General features: G+C 62.0%; 11 protein-coding genes. All 11 read right to left on the bottom strand.

Annotated elements, in window-relative coordinates:
* Positions 1-9: 9 nt before the first annotated feature.
* The 11 genes from yaaA to CNQ84_RS01670 all read right to left on the bottom strand — a co-directional run bounded on the left by yaaA (position 10) and on the right by CNQ84_RS01670 (position 14,531).
* Entirely contained in the window at positions 10-786 is a 777-nt protein-coding gene (gene yaaA / locus CNQ84_RS01720; RefSeq protein WP_096003183.1) for a peroxide stress protein YaaA, read from the bottom strand.
* 293 nt (positions 787-1,079) lie between these two features.
* Positions 1,080-2,462, bottom strand: coding sequence for a PhoH family protein (locus CNQ84_RS01715; protein WP_096003182.1), 1,383 nt, complete (start codon positions 2,460-2,462; stop codon positions 1,080-1,082).
* 392 nt (positions 2,463-2,854) lie between these two features.
* Complete coding sequence (gene rhlB, locus CNQ84_RS01710; protein WP_245841209.1) at positions 2,855-4,396, bottom strand: ATP-dependent RNA helicase RhlB; 1,542 nt, start codon at positions 4,394-4,396, stop codon at positions 2,855-2,857.
* A gap of 120 nt (positions 4,397-4,516) precedes the next feature.
* Entirely contained in the window at positions 4,517-5,173 is a 657-nt protein-coding gene (locus tag CNQ84_RS01705) for an alpha/beta hydrolase (protein WP_096003180.1), read from the bottom strand.
* 34 nt (positions 5,174-5,207) lie between these two features.
* Complete coding sequence (locus tag CNQ84_RS01700) at positions 5,208-5,390, bottom strand: hypothetical protein (RefSeq protein WP_096003179.1); 183 nt, start codon at positions 5,388-5,390, stop codon at positions 5,208-5,210.
* The gene (locus tag CNQ84_RS01695) at positions 5,387-6,526 is read right to left on the bottom strand and encodes a PepSY-associated TM helix domain-containing protein (protein ID WP_096003178.1); all 1,140 of its coding nucleotides are present in this window, start codon (positions 6,524-6,526) and stop codon (positions 5,387-5,389) included. Before CNQ84_RS01695 ends, CNQ84_RS01700 begins: the two co-directional genes overlap by 4 nt.
* Positions 6,527-6,631: 105 nt before the next feature.
* On the bottom strand, positions 6,632-7,198 hold the full coding sequence (gene efpL / locus CNQ84_RS01690) for an elongation factor P-like protein EfpL (protein ID WP_096003177.1): 567 nt from the start codon (positions 7,196-7,198) through the stop codon (positions 6,632-6,634).
* An 86-nt stretch (positions 7,199-7,284) separates the two neighbouring features.
* Complete coding sequence (gene mscK, locus CNQ84_RS01685; RefSeq protein ID WP_165771200.1) at positions 7,285-10,698, bottom strand: mechanosensitive channel MscK; 3,414 nt, start codon at positions 10,696-10,698, stop codon at positions 7,285-7,287.
* 176 nt (positions 10,699-10,874) lie between these two features.
* Positions 10,875-12,677, bottom strand: coding sequence for an acyl-CoA dehydrogenase (locus CNQ84_RS01680; RefSeq protein WP_096003175.1), 1,803 nt, complete (start codon positions 12,675-12,677; stop codon positions 10,875-10,877).
* Between the two features lie 87 nt (positions 12,678-12,764).
* Positions 12,765-13,742 carry a serine/threonine protein kinase gene (locus CNQ84_RS01675; RefSeq protein ID WP_096003174.1) on the bottom strand — a complete coding sequence of 326 codons (978 nt, stop codon included), beginning with the start codon at positions 13,740-13,742 and terminating at the stop codon, positions 12,765-12,767.
* 69 nt (positions 13,743-13,811) lie between these two features.
* Complete coding sequence (locus CNQ84_RS01670; protein WP_096003173.1) at positions 13,812-14,531, bottom strand: ComFC family protein; 720 nt, start codon at positions 14,529-14,531, stop codon at positions 13,812-13,814.
* Between the last annotated feature and the right edge of the window lie 148 nt (positions 14,532-14,679).

Raw genomic sequence — 14,679 nt, 5'->3', positions numbered from 1 at the left:
GTTGACTGCTCAGGCCTGCTCGTCGCGCAGGAACACCAGCTGGTTCTCGCTGCTGCTGACGGCGTCAAAGCGATATCCGTCCAGATTGAAATCCTTCAGGCCTTCCGGGTCCTGCAGCCGTTCCTTGATCACGTAGCGCGCCATCAGGCCGCGGGCCTTCTTGGCGTAGAAGCTGATGATCTTGTATTGCCCGTTTTTCTGATCCTTGAACACGGTATCAATGACGCGGGCGTTCAGTGCCTTGGGTTTGACCGCGCCGAAGTATTCCTGCGAGGCGAGGTTGAGCAGTACCTGATCACCCTGGGCTTCCAGGTCTTCATTCAGCCACTGGCTGATGCGCTCGCCCCAGAAGGTGTACAGATCCTTGCCGCGCGGATTGACCAGCTTGGTGCCCATTTCCAGCCGGTAGGGCTGCATCAGGTCCAGCGGGCGCAGCAGGCCGTACAGGCCCGACAGCATGCGCAGGTGCTGCTGGGCAAAGGCAAAGTCATCAGTGCTGAAGTCTTCGGCATTGAGGCCGGTGTACACATCGCCCTTGAACGCCAGCAGCGCTTGCTTGGCGTTCTGTGGCGTACTCTCGCGCTCCCAGCTGCCGTAGCGCGCGACGTTGAGACTGGCGAGCTTGTCCGACAGCGACATCAGCTTGGCAATCTCCTGCGGCGATTTTTCACGCAGCACCTCGATCAGTTCGACGCTGTGCTCTACAAAGCGCGGCTGGGTGCTTTGCTCGATCACCGGCGGGGTGTCGTAATCAAGGGTCTTGGCGGGGGAAATCACCATCAGCATGGGCGTACTCCTGTCAGCGTGGAGCGCGCATTATGACGGAAACCGGCGGCGCGATGGGTAATGGGTTGTATAGAGAGGGGCTATTGGGCTCCGCCGCTTTGCGGCTTCGCAGCTGCAAGCTACAAGCTACAAGCTACAAGCCGCAAGCCAAAAGCCAAAAGCGAAACGGGGATGAACCATCGGGTGCTTTGAGGTCGCTCTGTTTATGGAAAAAACCGCGCGATGTCCCATCACGCGGGTTTTCTTGCAGCTTGAAGCTTGGGGCTTGCAGCTGCCGGCCAAAGGCCGGCCGGTCAGAGGTGCGTTTCTGCGTATTCAGCCAGTGCCGAGCGCGGTACGCCCTGCAGGTGGATGTGTACGCCGTGGGGAAAGTCTTTGAAGCATTCGGTCAGATAGGTCAGGCCTGAGCTTGTGGCGTTCAGGTAAGGGGTATCGATCTGCGCGAGGTTGCCCAGGCAGATCACCTTTGAGCCGTTGCCGGCGCGGGTGATGATGGTCTTGATCTGGTGCGGGGTCAGGTTCTGGCTTTCATCGATCAGGATGAAGCTCTGCTGGAAGCTGCGGCCACGGATGTAGTTCAGGGATTTGAACTGCAGCGGAACGCGGTCGAGGATGTACTCCACGCTGCCGTGGGTGCTCTCGTCATCCATGTGCAGGGCTTCCAGGTTGTCGGTGATCGCGCCGAGCCAGGGCTCCATCTTCTCCTTTTCGGTACCGGGCAAAAAGCCGATGTCTTCGTCCAGCCCCTGGGTGCTGCGGGTGGCGATAATCCGGCGGTAGGTTTTGCTGACCATGGTCTGCTCGATGGCGGCGGCCAGCGCCAGAATGGTTTTGCCCGAGCCGGCGGCGCCGGTCAGGTTGACCAGGTGGATGTCCGGGTCCATCAGGGCGTACATGGCCAGTGCCTGGAAGACGTCGCGCGGGCGCAACCCCCAGCACTCCTGATGCAGCATGGGTTCCTGATGGAGGTCGCGGATGGTCAGGTTGCTGCCGTTGATGCCCTTGACCCAGCCGATAAAGCCCTGATCGTCGATGATGAAGTCGTTCAGGTGCAACGCCGGAAGGTTGTCGGTCAGCTGCACTTCGTGCACGGTCTGGCCGGTCAGCTGACGGGTTTCGACCTTGGCCACCCGCTCCCAGAACGAGCCTTCGATTTCGTGGTAACCACGGGCCAGCAGGGAAATATCGTCCAGCAACTGGTCGGTGTGGTAGTCCTCGGCGTCGATCCCGCAGGCGCGCGCCTTCAGGCGCATGTTGATGTCCTTGGACACCAGCACGATACGGCCGTCGGGGTAGCGTGACTGCAGTTGGCAGAGCTGGTTGATGATCTTGTTGTCGTTGAGGTCGTTGGGCAGGCAGTGAGCGGGGATGGGGGCCTTGTCCATGAGAATGGCGAGGGTGCCGTTGGGACCGAGCTTGCCACGCTCGATGGGCACGCCCTGTTCTACCTGATCGGGTGGTGCGTCACCGAGGGTCTTGTCGATTAGCCGGATGGCCTGACGACAGTCTGCTGCGGTGCTGGATTTGCCGGATTTTAGCTTGTCGAGTTCTTCCAGAACGGTCATCGGAATGATGACGTGGTGCTCTTCAAAGTTGAGCAGGGCGTTGGGGTCGTGAATCAGGACGTTGGTATCAAGGACGTAGAAGGTGTGCTCGGTCGGTCCGCACGCTTCCATATGCTGTACCTCGCAGTGCCGGTGACGCGACTGTATCAGGCAGCATTGGCTGCGCCTGGCAGTCCACTGGACCGGCTCGCAGCACCGTCGGGTATCAAGGGATCACCCCACAGCGTGGGCCGGTTGTTCGACGTATAACGTAAACAGAATGACCTTCACAAGCGTGAAAAACCGCTGAGGCAAAAAAAGCCTGAAATTGACCAAAGGGGCTGGGCAGGGGGTAAAAAGGCAGGATATAGTCATTAGCCCGGTCACTGGAAAGTGGCCGTTTTTTTGCCTGAATGGTCAGGTTTTCTAGCTGCGGGTAGTGCCGATGCTACGCGTAGGGACGCGACATGTCGCGTCCGCAAAGGGGGCATGCGGACACAGCATGCTGTGTCCCTACGGCTGGGTCAGTGACGCCCTTGGGGACGACCGCCACCACGGCGGCTGTTGCTGCCCGCGGAGCGGCGGCGGGCGGCAGCGGCTGCTGCGGCCTGTTCGGCTTCATTGGCGTCGGTGGCGGCCTTTTCCTCGGCGCTCTGCTGGCGCTTGGGCACCGGCTTGAGGAAACGTTCCTCCGGCGGAATGCACTCCAGCTTGTTGCCCAGCAGCTCCTCAATAGGCGGCACCTGAAAGGCGTCGTCTTCACCCGCGAGGCTGATGGATGTGCCCTTGGCGCCGGCGCGGCCGGTGCGGCCGATGCGGTGTACGTAGTCTTCCGGGTCTTCCGGCAGGGTGTAGTTCACCACGTGGCTGATGCCGTCGATATGGATGCCGCGTCCGGCGACATCAGTCGCGACCAGCACCTGCAGCTTGCCGCTCTTGAAGTTTTCCAAGGTACGTACGCGCTTTTGCTGGGGCACGTCGCCGGACAGCTGCGCGGCATTGATACCGTCGCGCATCAGGCGCTCCTGTACACGGCGCACTTCGTCCTTGCGGTTGGCGAAGACCATGACGCGGTCGAGTTCCAGCTGGGTGACCAGGTTGTAGAGCACCTTGTACTTGTCGGCGCTGCTGACGGCGTAGACCTTCTGGGTGACGTTCTCGGAGGCCGGGCGCTCGGGCTCGATCTCGACCACGGCCGGGTTCTCTGTCCATTGGCGCGCCAGGTTCATCACGTCGTCGCTGAAGGTGGCGGAGAACAGCAGCGTCTGGCGGTCGCCCTTGCGCGGGGTTTGGCGGATGATCTGGCGTACCTGCGGAATAAAGCCCATGTCGAGCATGCGGTCGGCTTCGTCCAGCACCAGCACTTCCAGCAGGTCCAGATGCACTTCGCCGCGGTTGCAGAAGTCCAGCAGGCGGCCGGGGGTGGCGACCAGAATGTCGCAGTAGCGCTGTTCGAGCTGCTTGAGCTGCTTGTCCAGGTCCATGCCGCCGACGAAGGTCATGACGTTCAGCGGACAGTGTTTGGTGAGCCCTTCGGCGTCACTGGCAATCTGCATCACCAGTTCACGCGTGGGCGCGATGATCAGCGCGCGTGGCTCGCCCATGAAACGCTCATCCGGTGGCGGTGTTTCCAGCAGCTGGGTGACGGTGGAGACCAGGAAGGCAGCGGTCTTGCCGGTGCCGGTCTGGGCACGGCCGATGGCGTCGTGCCCGCGCAGGGTGCTGCCCAGCACGGCAGCCTGAATCGGCGTGCAGTAGCTGAAGCCCTGATCCTGAATGGCGCGCATCAGGCTGTCTGGCAGCGGAAAGTCGTGAAAGCGACTCTTGCCCTCGGCAGGGGGCACCTGAAAGTCGTTGATGCTCCAGGGCTTGGCTGGCACTGGCGCTGGCGCTGGCTTGGGCTTGGCCGGTCGCTGGCGCTCTGTCTGGCGCGGCTTGCGGGCCTGGGTTGGTGCATGGTCCGGCTTTGCCGCAGCGCTGGCGGGGGCCTGACGGGGTGTCTGCTCGACCGGCTTCTGGGCCGGCTCTTCTGGTTTGCTGATCAGCTTTTTCAGTGCTTTGAGCACAGGCATGTCTCGACTACATGGAAATTGAAGATCAGGCAGTGTAATGCAAGGCCGTGCGATAGCGAAGCCTTGCGGTTGTTTTTTGAACAGCAGGGGCCGGGGTGTGCCGTGCTGCCGCGCTTAGAGCCCTAGTCGTTCGACCAGCCATTGGCGAATGTCGGCAATCTCCGGCATGCAGACCTCGTGCGCCATCGCATACTCATGCCAGCGGGTCTGGTGCCCGGCGGCCTGCATTAGGTCATGCGCCTGCCGACCCATGCTCAGAGGCAGCACCTCGTCAAAGCGGCCATGGGCATGGAACACGGACAGCGGTTGCAGTACCGGATAATCTTGCAGCAGTTTGTCCAGATCTGGCCCGTAGGTCGACAGCGCCATGACGCCAGCCAGTGGCAATTGGCTGCTGACTGCGGTGCACAGCACGACCGCACCGCCCTGGGAGAACCCGGCCAATACGATATTCTCCAGCGCGATGCCCTGGGCGCATTGCTCATCAATCAGCTGGCGTACCAGGGCGATGGACTCATCCAGCTGCGCCTGATTGATGGCGCGGGCGGGCGACACGCCGAGGATGTCGTACCAGCTGGGCATCGGGAAGCCGCCGTTGATGGTGACCGGGCGGGTTGGCGCCTGCGGGAAGATAAAGCGAATGCCGTGGTTGTCCGGCAGCTGCAACGCCTCGACGACGGGGACAAAGTCGTAGCAGTCGGCGCCAAGGCCGTGCAGCCAGATGACGGCGCGACTGGCGGGGCTGACGGGTTCAATGATATGCGGCGACATGGGAACTCCTTGGACGTCGGTCAAAGCGGCCAGTTTAACCGCTGGGCCTGCTCCAGTACCACGCAATCACCAGCAGCGTGCTGCCCAGGGCAAGCCAGGACAGCAGGTCCAGCAGGCCGTCACCGATCAGCGCAGCTACCAGGCCAATCATGCTGAGTACCGCCAGCAGCAGGGGGGCGCGAAAAACCTGCCAGAGCGTTCGGGGAGAGCGGCTCATGGTTGCGCCTCCTGTCCGCCGTTGTTGATCTCCTCTACCCGTCGGGCGGCGCTAGTGCGACGCCCCAGCCACAGATAGAGGCCGGAGATCAGGACCACAATAGTGATGATATCCAGCAGTGCCCAAATGACTTTCAGCGGCATGCCGCCGTAATCGCCAAAGTGCAGCGGCTGCGATAGCAGCAGGGTCTGCACGTACCAGGGCAGGGCTTCAGGCTCAAGCGCGTGGCCGGCACTGGCGTCCACCAACACCGGTTGCAGCAGTCTGGAGGTTAACGGGGTATCGCCGCGAAAGAACACGCCGTAGTGGTGCGGGCTGCTGAACTGGCTGCCGGGCCAGGCTATCAGGCTCAGGTGCATGCCTTCAGCGCTGGCGCTGGCAGTATCCAACGCCTGTTGTACCGAGCCGATCTGCTCTGGTGCCGGGCGCTCGGCGTAGTCGGCGGTCATTGCCGCCAGCTGACCCTGCTGCCATAGCCCGACAACGATTGGACTGAGCGTGTTGATTGCGCCGGTCAGCCCTACGACCAAGGCCCAGACCAGCGTGACCACGCCGAGCAGGTTGTGCAGGTCGAGCCACTGCAAGCGGCTGCTGCGCTCACGGCGCACGGTGCCAAAGTCCAGTTTGCGCATGAAGGGAGCGTAGAGCACCACGCCGGAGATAATAGCGACAACAAACAGCAGCCCCATGAATCCCAGAAACAGCATGCCGGGCAGGCCGGCGAACAGGTCTACGTGCAGCTTGAACATGATGTACAGAAAGCCGCCGGGCGGGCCGGGCTCGTCCAGCAGGGCGCCGGTCCGAGAGTCCAGCACCAGCGTGCGGGCCTCCTCGGCCTTGGCGTCTTGAGTTGGCGCCAGGGACACAAAGGTTTGATTCGGGTGGTCTTCGTCGTCCCAGAACATGAAGCGAATAACATCGCCTGGACGGGCGCTGCGCGCGCGCTCGCTGAGCACATCAAGGCTGGCCATCGGGGTGTCGGTTGGCATGGCCGGGGCCTCGACCTCATCTTCCAGCAAATGCTCCAGCTCATGATGAAAGATCAGCGGCAGCCCGGTAATGCACAGCATCAACAGGAAGAGGGTACAGACCAGGCTGCTCCACTTGTGGATCAGAAACCAGAGTTTGACGTTCATGAGGGGCGCGCCAGCGTCCTTTTTAAATGAAAATTCGTCGTATTCTGTTTCAGTGTGTGGGTCAGTGCAACCGCTGCACCGCGAGGCCGCGGTGCTTTGGGGCGCTCAGGCGCGGGACATGAACTTGCCGGACTCGGTGTTGATACGCAGCACCTCGCCGGTTTCCAGATACTCGGGGATCTGGATTTCCAGGCCGGTGGCAAAGCGCGCGGTCTTGGTGCGCGCGCTGGCGGACGAGCCCTTGATGGCGGGTGGGGTTTGTTCGATGGCCATTTCCACCACTGCCGGCAGCTCGATGCCGACCAGGTTGCCTTCGACCAGCAGGCCGTACAGGCCCTCGATGCCGTCGTGCAGGTAAGGCAACTGATCTTCCAGTTGGTCGGCGGTCAGGGTGAACTGGGCGAAGTCTTCGTTATCCATAAAGGTGTAGCCGTCGGCGTCCAGATAGAGAAATTGCACCGGGCGCTTCTGGAAGTCGATAAAGCTCAGCACGTCGTCGCCGGTAAAGCTCTGGTCGAGCTTCTGCTTGGTCTGCACGTGATTGAAACGTACCTTGTACAGTGTGGTGCCGCTGCGCGAGGACGGGCTTTTGACCTCGATCTGGCTAACGATATACGGCTGGCTGTTGAGCTGAACGATATGGCCTTTTTTCAGGTCCGCGGCTTTGGGCATGGCAGCACTCTCAGGGTTGCAGAGGCGCTATTCTGCCCAGCGCTGCGACGCGCCGGCAAGCGCCGGCAAGCGCCGGCTGGTGCTGCTCAGCGCGGTGACAAGTCGTCTGCACCACCGGCGCCGTCACCCTGGTCACCGGGGGTAATCGGGTCTTGCGCGGCCGCCGGGCGCGCCGGTTCGGCAGCGACGCTGGCGCTGCCTTTTTCGTCAATGCGATAGCTTTGCACCAGTTTCTCCAGCCCCTTGCTGCTGCGCAGGTTGACGTCCAGCTGACGGAAGGCGATTTCGATGCCGTTTTCCTTGAACAGGCGTTCAATCTCGCGGTTGATCTCGTCAATCGCCAGGTTGCGGTCCACCAGTTCCTTGACGTGAATGCGCAGCTCGTGGTCAAGGGTGCTCTCGGCGAAGTTGAGGAAGAACACCAGCGGTTCCGGATCTTTGAGCACGCGGGGGTTGTTCTGGGCAATCTGCATCAACAGCTTGCGCACCAAGGCGACATCCGAGCCGTAGGCAACGCCGACCTTGATGATGACCCGGGTAATGGTGTCCTGCAGCGACCAGTTGATGATCTGCTCGGTTACGAAGTTCTTGTTCGGGACGATGATTTCCTTGCGGTCAAAGTCGGTGATAGTGGTCGCGCGAATGCGGATGCGGTTGATGGTGCCCGACAGCGGGCCAATGGTGACCACATCGCCAATACGCACCGGTCGCTCGAACAGAATGATCAGGCCGGAGATGAAGTTGGCAAAGATTTCCTGCAAGCCAAAACCCAGACCAACACCGAGCGCGGCGACCAGCCACTGCAGCTTGTCCCAGCTGACGCCGAGGGTCGACAGTGACGACACTAGGCCAAAGCCGACGATCACGTAGCTGAGCAGAGTGGTGATGGCATAGCTGCTGCCCTGGCGCAGCTCCAGACGCGAGAGCACCAGTATTTCCAGCAGGCCCGGCAGGTTGCGAGCCAGCGTCAGGGTCAGAATGACCGTAACCAGGGCGCCAAGGATGTCGCCGACGCTGATGGGCACCGCCTCGCCGGCATTCAGCCCGGAGCCTTCGTAGTGCCAGAGGGTGACCGACTCCAGATAGGAGGTGGCGCTGATCAGGTCGGCCCAGGTGAAATAGAGCGCGATGGCAAACAGGATCAGCAGCGTCAGCTTGGCCAGGCGCAGGGACTGCTGGTTGATCTGCTGCAGGTTCATTTCCGGAATCTCGACCGCCACCTCGGTCTCCTGCTGGCCCTCGCGCGCCTGAGCCGCTTCGCGCTTGGCCACGGCGCGCTGATACGCCAGGCGCCGACCGGCAACGTTGAGGTTACGTACCACGGTACCTTCCACCAGCATCCACAGCACGATCAGATACAGACTGTCGATAAAGCGCTCGGCCAGCTTGACGGCGGTGTAGTGGTAGCCCCAGAGCGTCAGGCCCGCCAGCGCCAGCGGGGTGAGAATAAGCAGCGCACTGGCCAGGTAGTGAACAATGCGCGAGCTGTACAGCGGCTCGCTGCGCAGCATGAAGCGGCCGAGCAGAAAGGCCAGCGCCGCCATGCCAACCAGCATGCCCGAGCGCCCCAGTGCGTCACTGCCGACATACTCCGGCATACTGCCGTGCAGGCCCAGCACCAGCACCAGTGGCAACAACACCCAGGCCAGGTTGCGCACCAGCCGGCGCAGGCGCTGGACCAGATCGACGTCCCAATGGAAGTGGCGCGTTGCGATGCCGCGTGGGTCAAACACCCGGTACATCAGATGCAGGGCAAACCAGGCCAGTGACAGGTTGAACAGGGCACCGCTGAGGATGGGCATGCCGCGTTCGTTGTCGAGCTGGATGACCAGCCCGATGGCGGCCAGCAGCACCGGCACGTTGCATACCCGAATAGCCGTCAGCAGTAACGCCAGCGGGGTATGCCAGGGCGTGTCACGGCGAAAGTGCCCGACCTCGTCGTGTAGGGTGTTGATGCGCCGCAGCAGCATGGGCCGGCGCCACAGGTGGATCGCCAGCGCGACCAGCCCGATCAGACACCAGATCAGATGGTTCTTCAGGTTGCTCAGCAGGTTACGGGCCTGTTGAGGCAGGTCCAGCCGATTGAACTGATTGGCAGCGTTTGCCGGCAGCTCCAACAGCCAGGCCTTGTCGATCGGGCGGCTGCTGGCAACCCAGAACAGTTGATCGTCGATGGTACGGCGCAGGTCACTGCTCAGTTGCTGCAGCTGGCGCTGGTTTATCTGCAGGGTGATGCCCAGATTGATCAGCGTATTGATGTTGTTGTTCAACTGCTCGACCAGGTTGACCCGCGCGTTGACCATCTGCTCCAGTGCCGGGCGCAGGGTGTCGCGTTGACGTACCGGCAGTTTCAGCAGCAAGTCGTTGAGGTAGGCGTCAGGGTTGGCAAGGCTTTGGATGAGCTGGTTCAGTTCAAACTGACGCAACCGCAGGTCGGCAATCTGATCGGCCAGATTCTTGTCCGTCTCTACCCGGGGCAGCTCACTTTTCTGCTGGTGCAGAATACGTGACAGCAGCAGGCTGCCTTCGAGTACTTCAATCTGCTGTTCCAGCGCCTTGTCGATTTGGGTCAGGTGCTCGGTCTGCTGTTTGGTCTCGATATTGTCGCGCGTCAGAATGCCGATCTGACGGGTGGCATCGAGCAGCTCCTCGCTCAACTGGCGGTTGATGCTGCTCTGGGCCTGCAGCACCTTGTTCTGCCCCAGCTCCTCGGGCAGGGTGGCCTCGCTGACCGTCTTCTCCGAGGCGGATTGTCGTTTTTCGTTGACGACGCTTTGCAGCAGGCGTATCTCGTCCTCAATCCGCCGAATCTGTAGGTTCAGCAGGTTCTTTTGCTGGCTGGCCAGATCCTGCAGTGCGCTGTTGCCTGCCAGGCGCTGGCGCATCAGTTCGCTGTCCGCCGTCAGATAGTCGAGCTCGGCCTGTAGCAGGTCGATGCGCGCGCGGGTCACCTGGCTGGGGGATTGGCGTTGCAGACTGCGCAGTTGCTCGTTCAGCTGCTGGGTGCGCCGCTGGTTTTCCGAGACGTTGGCCTGGGTGCGTTCGGGGCGGGTCTGCGCGGAGATGAGCTGGCCGTTAACGGCGGTCAGCTCGTTTTGCCAGGTAAACATCTGACTGACCTGCTCGCTCAGTCGGGTTTCCAGCTGGCCCAGTTCCTGACGTTCCAGTTGCTCACGGCTGGCATTGCCGTCGGCCTTGGACAGGCGGTTGAACTCGGCGCGAATGGATTGCGTTTGCCGCGGCGCATCGGCCAGTTGTTCCTGCAGGGCGGCTTGCTCCTGCACGGTCTGCTGGGTCTGACGGGCGAAACTCAGGGTGTTTTGGTAGGTTTCACTGAGTTCGCGCTTTTCTGCCTCCGGCAGACTGCTGTTGTTGACGCTCTCGATGTTGGCGTTGATCTCCTCAATGCGCTTGTCGAGCTCGTCTGCTGAGGGTGTCTGCTGGGCCAGCGCCCAGGAGGACAACAGCAGCCAGCACAACAGCACGGAAAAACGCAGCATAAGGGGGTTCCTGACAAGGTAGAGAAAGCGCAGTGCGTCAGCGCTTCCCAAGGTTAGCTGTCCCGGCGGGGATTGGAAAGCCGACCACATGGCCGGCCAGCGGTTCCATAAACGCAACAGGCCACCCGAAGGTGGCCTGTTGGGATGCCGCGAACGGCAGGGCGGTCACGCGCTGATCAGAACCAGCTGTCCTGCATGTCGAAGCAGGTCAGGTCGCGGCTTTCCAGCACCTCCAGATCATGGTGGCAGGACGGCACTTCCCAGCGCAGGAAGTAGCGGGCGGCCTGCAGTTTACCCTGATAGAACGCGGCGTCTGCGTCGTTGCCGCCGGCCAGACCCTGCTGAGCCTTGATCGCCTGCTCCAGCCAGCGCCAGCCGATCACCATGTGGCCGAACGCCTTGAGGTACAGTGCGGAGTTGGCCAGTGCTTCGTTGACCTTGCCCTGGCCCATATCACCCAGCAGTGCCAGGGTCACTTTGCCGATATGCGCGTGCAGTTTTTCCAGCGGTTCGCGCAGGTCATTCAGCTCGCTGTACTCACCTGCGCGCTTGCAGCAGTCCTGGATCAGGCTGGACAGCTGCTTGAGCGCGGCGCCGCCGTTCATGGTCACCTTGCGGGCCAGCAGGTCGAGCGACTGGATGCCGTTGGTGCCCTCGTGGATCGGGTTCAGCCGGTTGTCGCGATAGAACTGCTCAACCGGGTACTCACGGGTATAGCCGTGGCCGCCGAGGATCTGGATCGCCAGTTCGTTGGCCTTGAGGCAGTAGTCGGACGGCCAGGCCTTGACGATCGGAGTCAGCAGATCCAGCAGCTCGAGTGCGGTCTTGCGCTGCTCTTCGGTTTCCAGGGTTTCGGTGTCGTCGAACAGGCGAGAGGCGTACAGGCCGAGGTCAAAGGCGCCTTCAACGTAGGCTTTCTGTGCCAGCAGCATGCGCTTGACGTCGGCATGCTCGATGATCGATACCTGCGGCGCGCTCGGGTTCTTGCCGTCGGGCAGGCGACCCTGCGGGCGCTCGCGGGCGTAGTTCAGCGAGTACAGGTAACCGGCGTAGCCGAGCATCACCGCGCCCATGCCAACGCCGATGCGCGCTTCGTTCATCATCTGGAACATGTAGGACAGCCCTTGGTGCGGCTTGCCGACCAGATAGCCGACGCAGTTGTCCTTGTCGCCGAAGTTCAGCGCGGTGGACGTCGTGCCGCGCCAGCCCATCTTGTGGAACAGGCCAGCCAGGGTGACGTCGTTGCGCTCGCCCAGGCTGCCGTCGTCGTTGACCAGGAACTTGGGCACGATGAACAGCGAGATGCCTTTGACCCCGGGCGGTGCGTCGGGCAGCTTGGCAAGCACCATGTGCACTATGTTCTCGGACAGCGGGTGGTCGCCAGCGGAGATGAAAATCTTGTTGCCCTTCAGACGATAGCTGCCGTCACCGGCAGGCTCGGCCTTGGTGCGAATGTCGGACAGCGAGGAGCCCGCATGGGGCTCGGTCAGTGCCATGGTGCCGAAGAAACGGCCTTCGATCATCGGCTGCAGGTAGCGCTCTTTCTGCTCCTCGGTGCCGAAGCTCTCGATCAGATTGGCCGCGCCCATGGTCAGCATGGCGTAGGACGAGGTGCCGGCGTTGGCTGACTGGAAATGGGCGAAGCACGCTTGGGACAGCAGATTCGGCATCTGCATGCCGCCCTGCTCGAAGGTGCGGGTGGCGTTCAGAAAGCCCGCTTCAAGGAAGGCATCGACCGCCGGTTTGACCTCCGGGATCAGCTCCGCCGCGCCATTGACGTACTTCGGCTCGTTCTCGTCATTCTTGCGGTTGTGCGGTGCGAACAGTTTTTCCGCGATGGTACGGGCCGTGCCGATGGCCGCGTCAAAGGTTTCGCGGTTGTGATCGGCAAAGCGCGGGCGCTGGGTCAGCGCCTCGGCGTCCAGCACTTCGTAGAGTTCAAATGCCAGGTTACGTTGGTCAATCAGCAGTTCGGACATGTCGGTCACCTCAGAAGTCATCGCGGGGCAGTGTATTGAGTCGTTTACAGTCAGGGAACGGCCATTGATGGGCTTGATAGGCGCAGATCAGAAGAGCCGAAGCGCCGGCTCATCCAATGCGGCGCGCTGCTCGCGCAGGGTCAGAATCTGGTCGGCCCAGTAGCGCTCCTGGGCAAACCAGGGGAAGTGCATCGGAAACGCCGGGTCGTCCCAGCGCCGAGCCAACCAGGCGCTGTAGTGCACCAGGCGCAGGCTGCGCAGCGGCTCAACCAGAGCGAGTTCGGCCGGATTGAAGTCGTGGAACTCGTTGTAGCCGTCAATCAGCTCGGACAGCTGGGCCTGTCGCTGGTCGCGTTCCCCCGACAGCATCATCCACAGATCCTGCACCGCCGGCCCCATGCGGCAGTCATCCAGGTCGACCATATACAGGCTGTCGTCGCGCCACAGCAGGTTGCCGACGTGCAGGTCGCCGTGCAGGCGGATCTGCTTGGCCGGGTAGGCCTGCAGCCGTTCATTGACAACCTGCAGCAGATCTTCGGCAACGGAAAAATAGGCCGGCTGCAGGCTGCTGGGAACCACCTCTGCACTGCGCAGGAAGTCCACACTGTCGCGCCCGAAACTCTGCCAATCCAGCGTCGGGCGATGCTTGAACGGATGCATGGAACCGACCGCGTGCAGGCGGCCGACCAGGCGGCCGAGCATCAGCAGGTGGTCCGGGTCGTCCAGTTCGGGCGCATGGCCGCCAAAGCGACGGAACAGACTGAAACGAAAGCCGGCATGCTCGAACAGCGTTTGGCCGTCAATCTGCTCCGGCGCGATTACCGGAATATCCCGCTCGGCCAGCTCCAGACTGAAAGTGTGCTCCTCGATGATGGCGGCGTCGCTCCAGCGACCCGGGCGATAGAATTTGGCGATCAGCGGTTGAGCGTCTTCGATGCCAACCTGGAATACCCGGTTTTCATAGCTATTCAGCGTCAGGATGCGGGCGTCGGACAGATAGCCAAGCGACTCGACCGCGTCCAGCACGGTGTCGGGGGTGAGGGTGGAAAACGGGTGGCTGGACATGGTGGGGGCTCGATATTGGCGTTTGAGCCGACAAGGGTAGCAGGAGCCGGGCCGCCCGCGCAGTACCGCTCAGGGTGTGCGCGCAACACACCAGACCTGCACTGAGGCTGCGCCGGCTGCCAGCAAGGTGCGGCTGGCTTCGTTGAGGGTGGCGCCGGTGGTCATCACATCGTCGATCAGCGCCAGGTGGCGACCCTCCACCTGCTCGGGCTGCGGACAGGCGAAGGCGCCACGCAGATTGCGCCGACGTGCGGCGGCATCCAGTCCTTCCTGGGGGGCCGTCTGACGCACTCGCTGCAGCAGGCCGGCGCGACAGGGCAGTTGCAATGCATTGGCAAGGTCGCGCGTCAGCTCAAATGCCTGGTTGTAGCCACGCTGCGCCTGTCTTTTAGGGTGCATCGGGATGGGCAGCAGCAGCTCAGGTACCAGGGCCCCGGGTTCCGCGAGGTGCTGCTCCAGATAATCTGCCAACAAGCGAGCCAGCAGCAGACCATAACGGTTGTGGCGGTGATATTTAAACGCAGTGATCAGCGCATCCAGCGGAAAGCGGTAGAGCAGTGGCACTACCGCGTGACAGAAGGCTGGTGGTTTGGCCAGGCAACGACCGCAGCGAGCGCTGGCGTGTGGCAGCGGCATTGCGCAGCGTGCACAGCAGGCATGCTGCCAGGGCAGGTCAGCCAGGCAGGCGTGGCAAATATCGTCCTGTGTCCCATCCGGCGATGCCAGGCAGAGCAGGCAGGTGTCTGATAGGTTGTTTTTTATCCATATGTAAACCGGTGTGTTTTTCAATGGTTGACAGCCTCCGTGCTGCCGTTATGATTCCCTGCAGAGTTAGGGTCTGTTGATGTTTCGTTCATCCGCCTGTTGCTGCCTGTAAAGCCGCCAATCAAGGAGCGAGAAGCGTAGCGTGGTCATTCCACGTGAGCGACGAGCGACG

Origin of the sequence: Pseudomonas abyssi (assembly GCF_002307495.1) — a bacterium.
Classification (GTDB): Bacteria; Pseudomonadota; Gammaproteobacteria; order Pseudomonadales; family Pseudomonadaceae; genus Halopseudomonas; species Halopseudomonas abyssi.
This window is presented reverse-complemented; position numbering and strand designations above follow the sequence as displayed.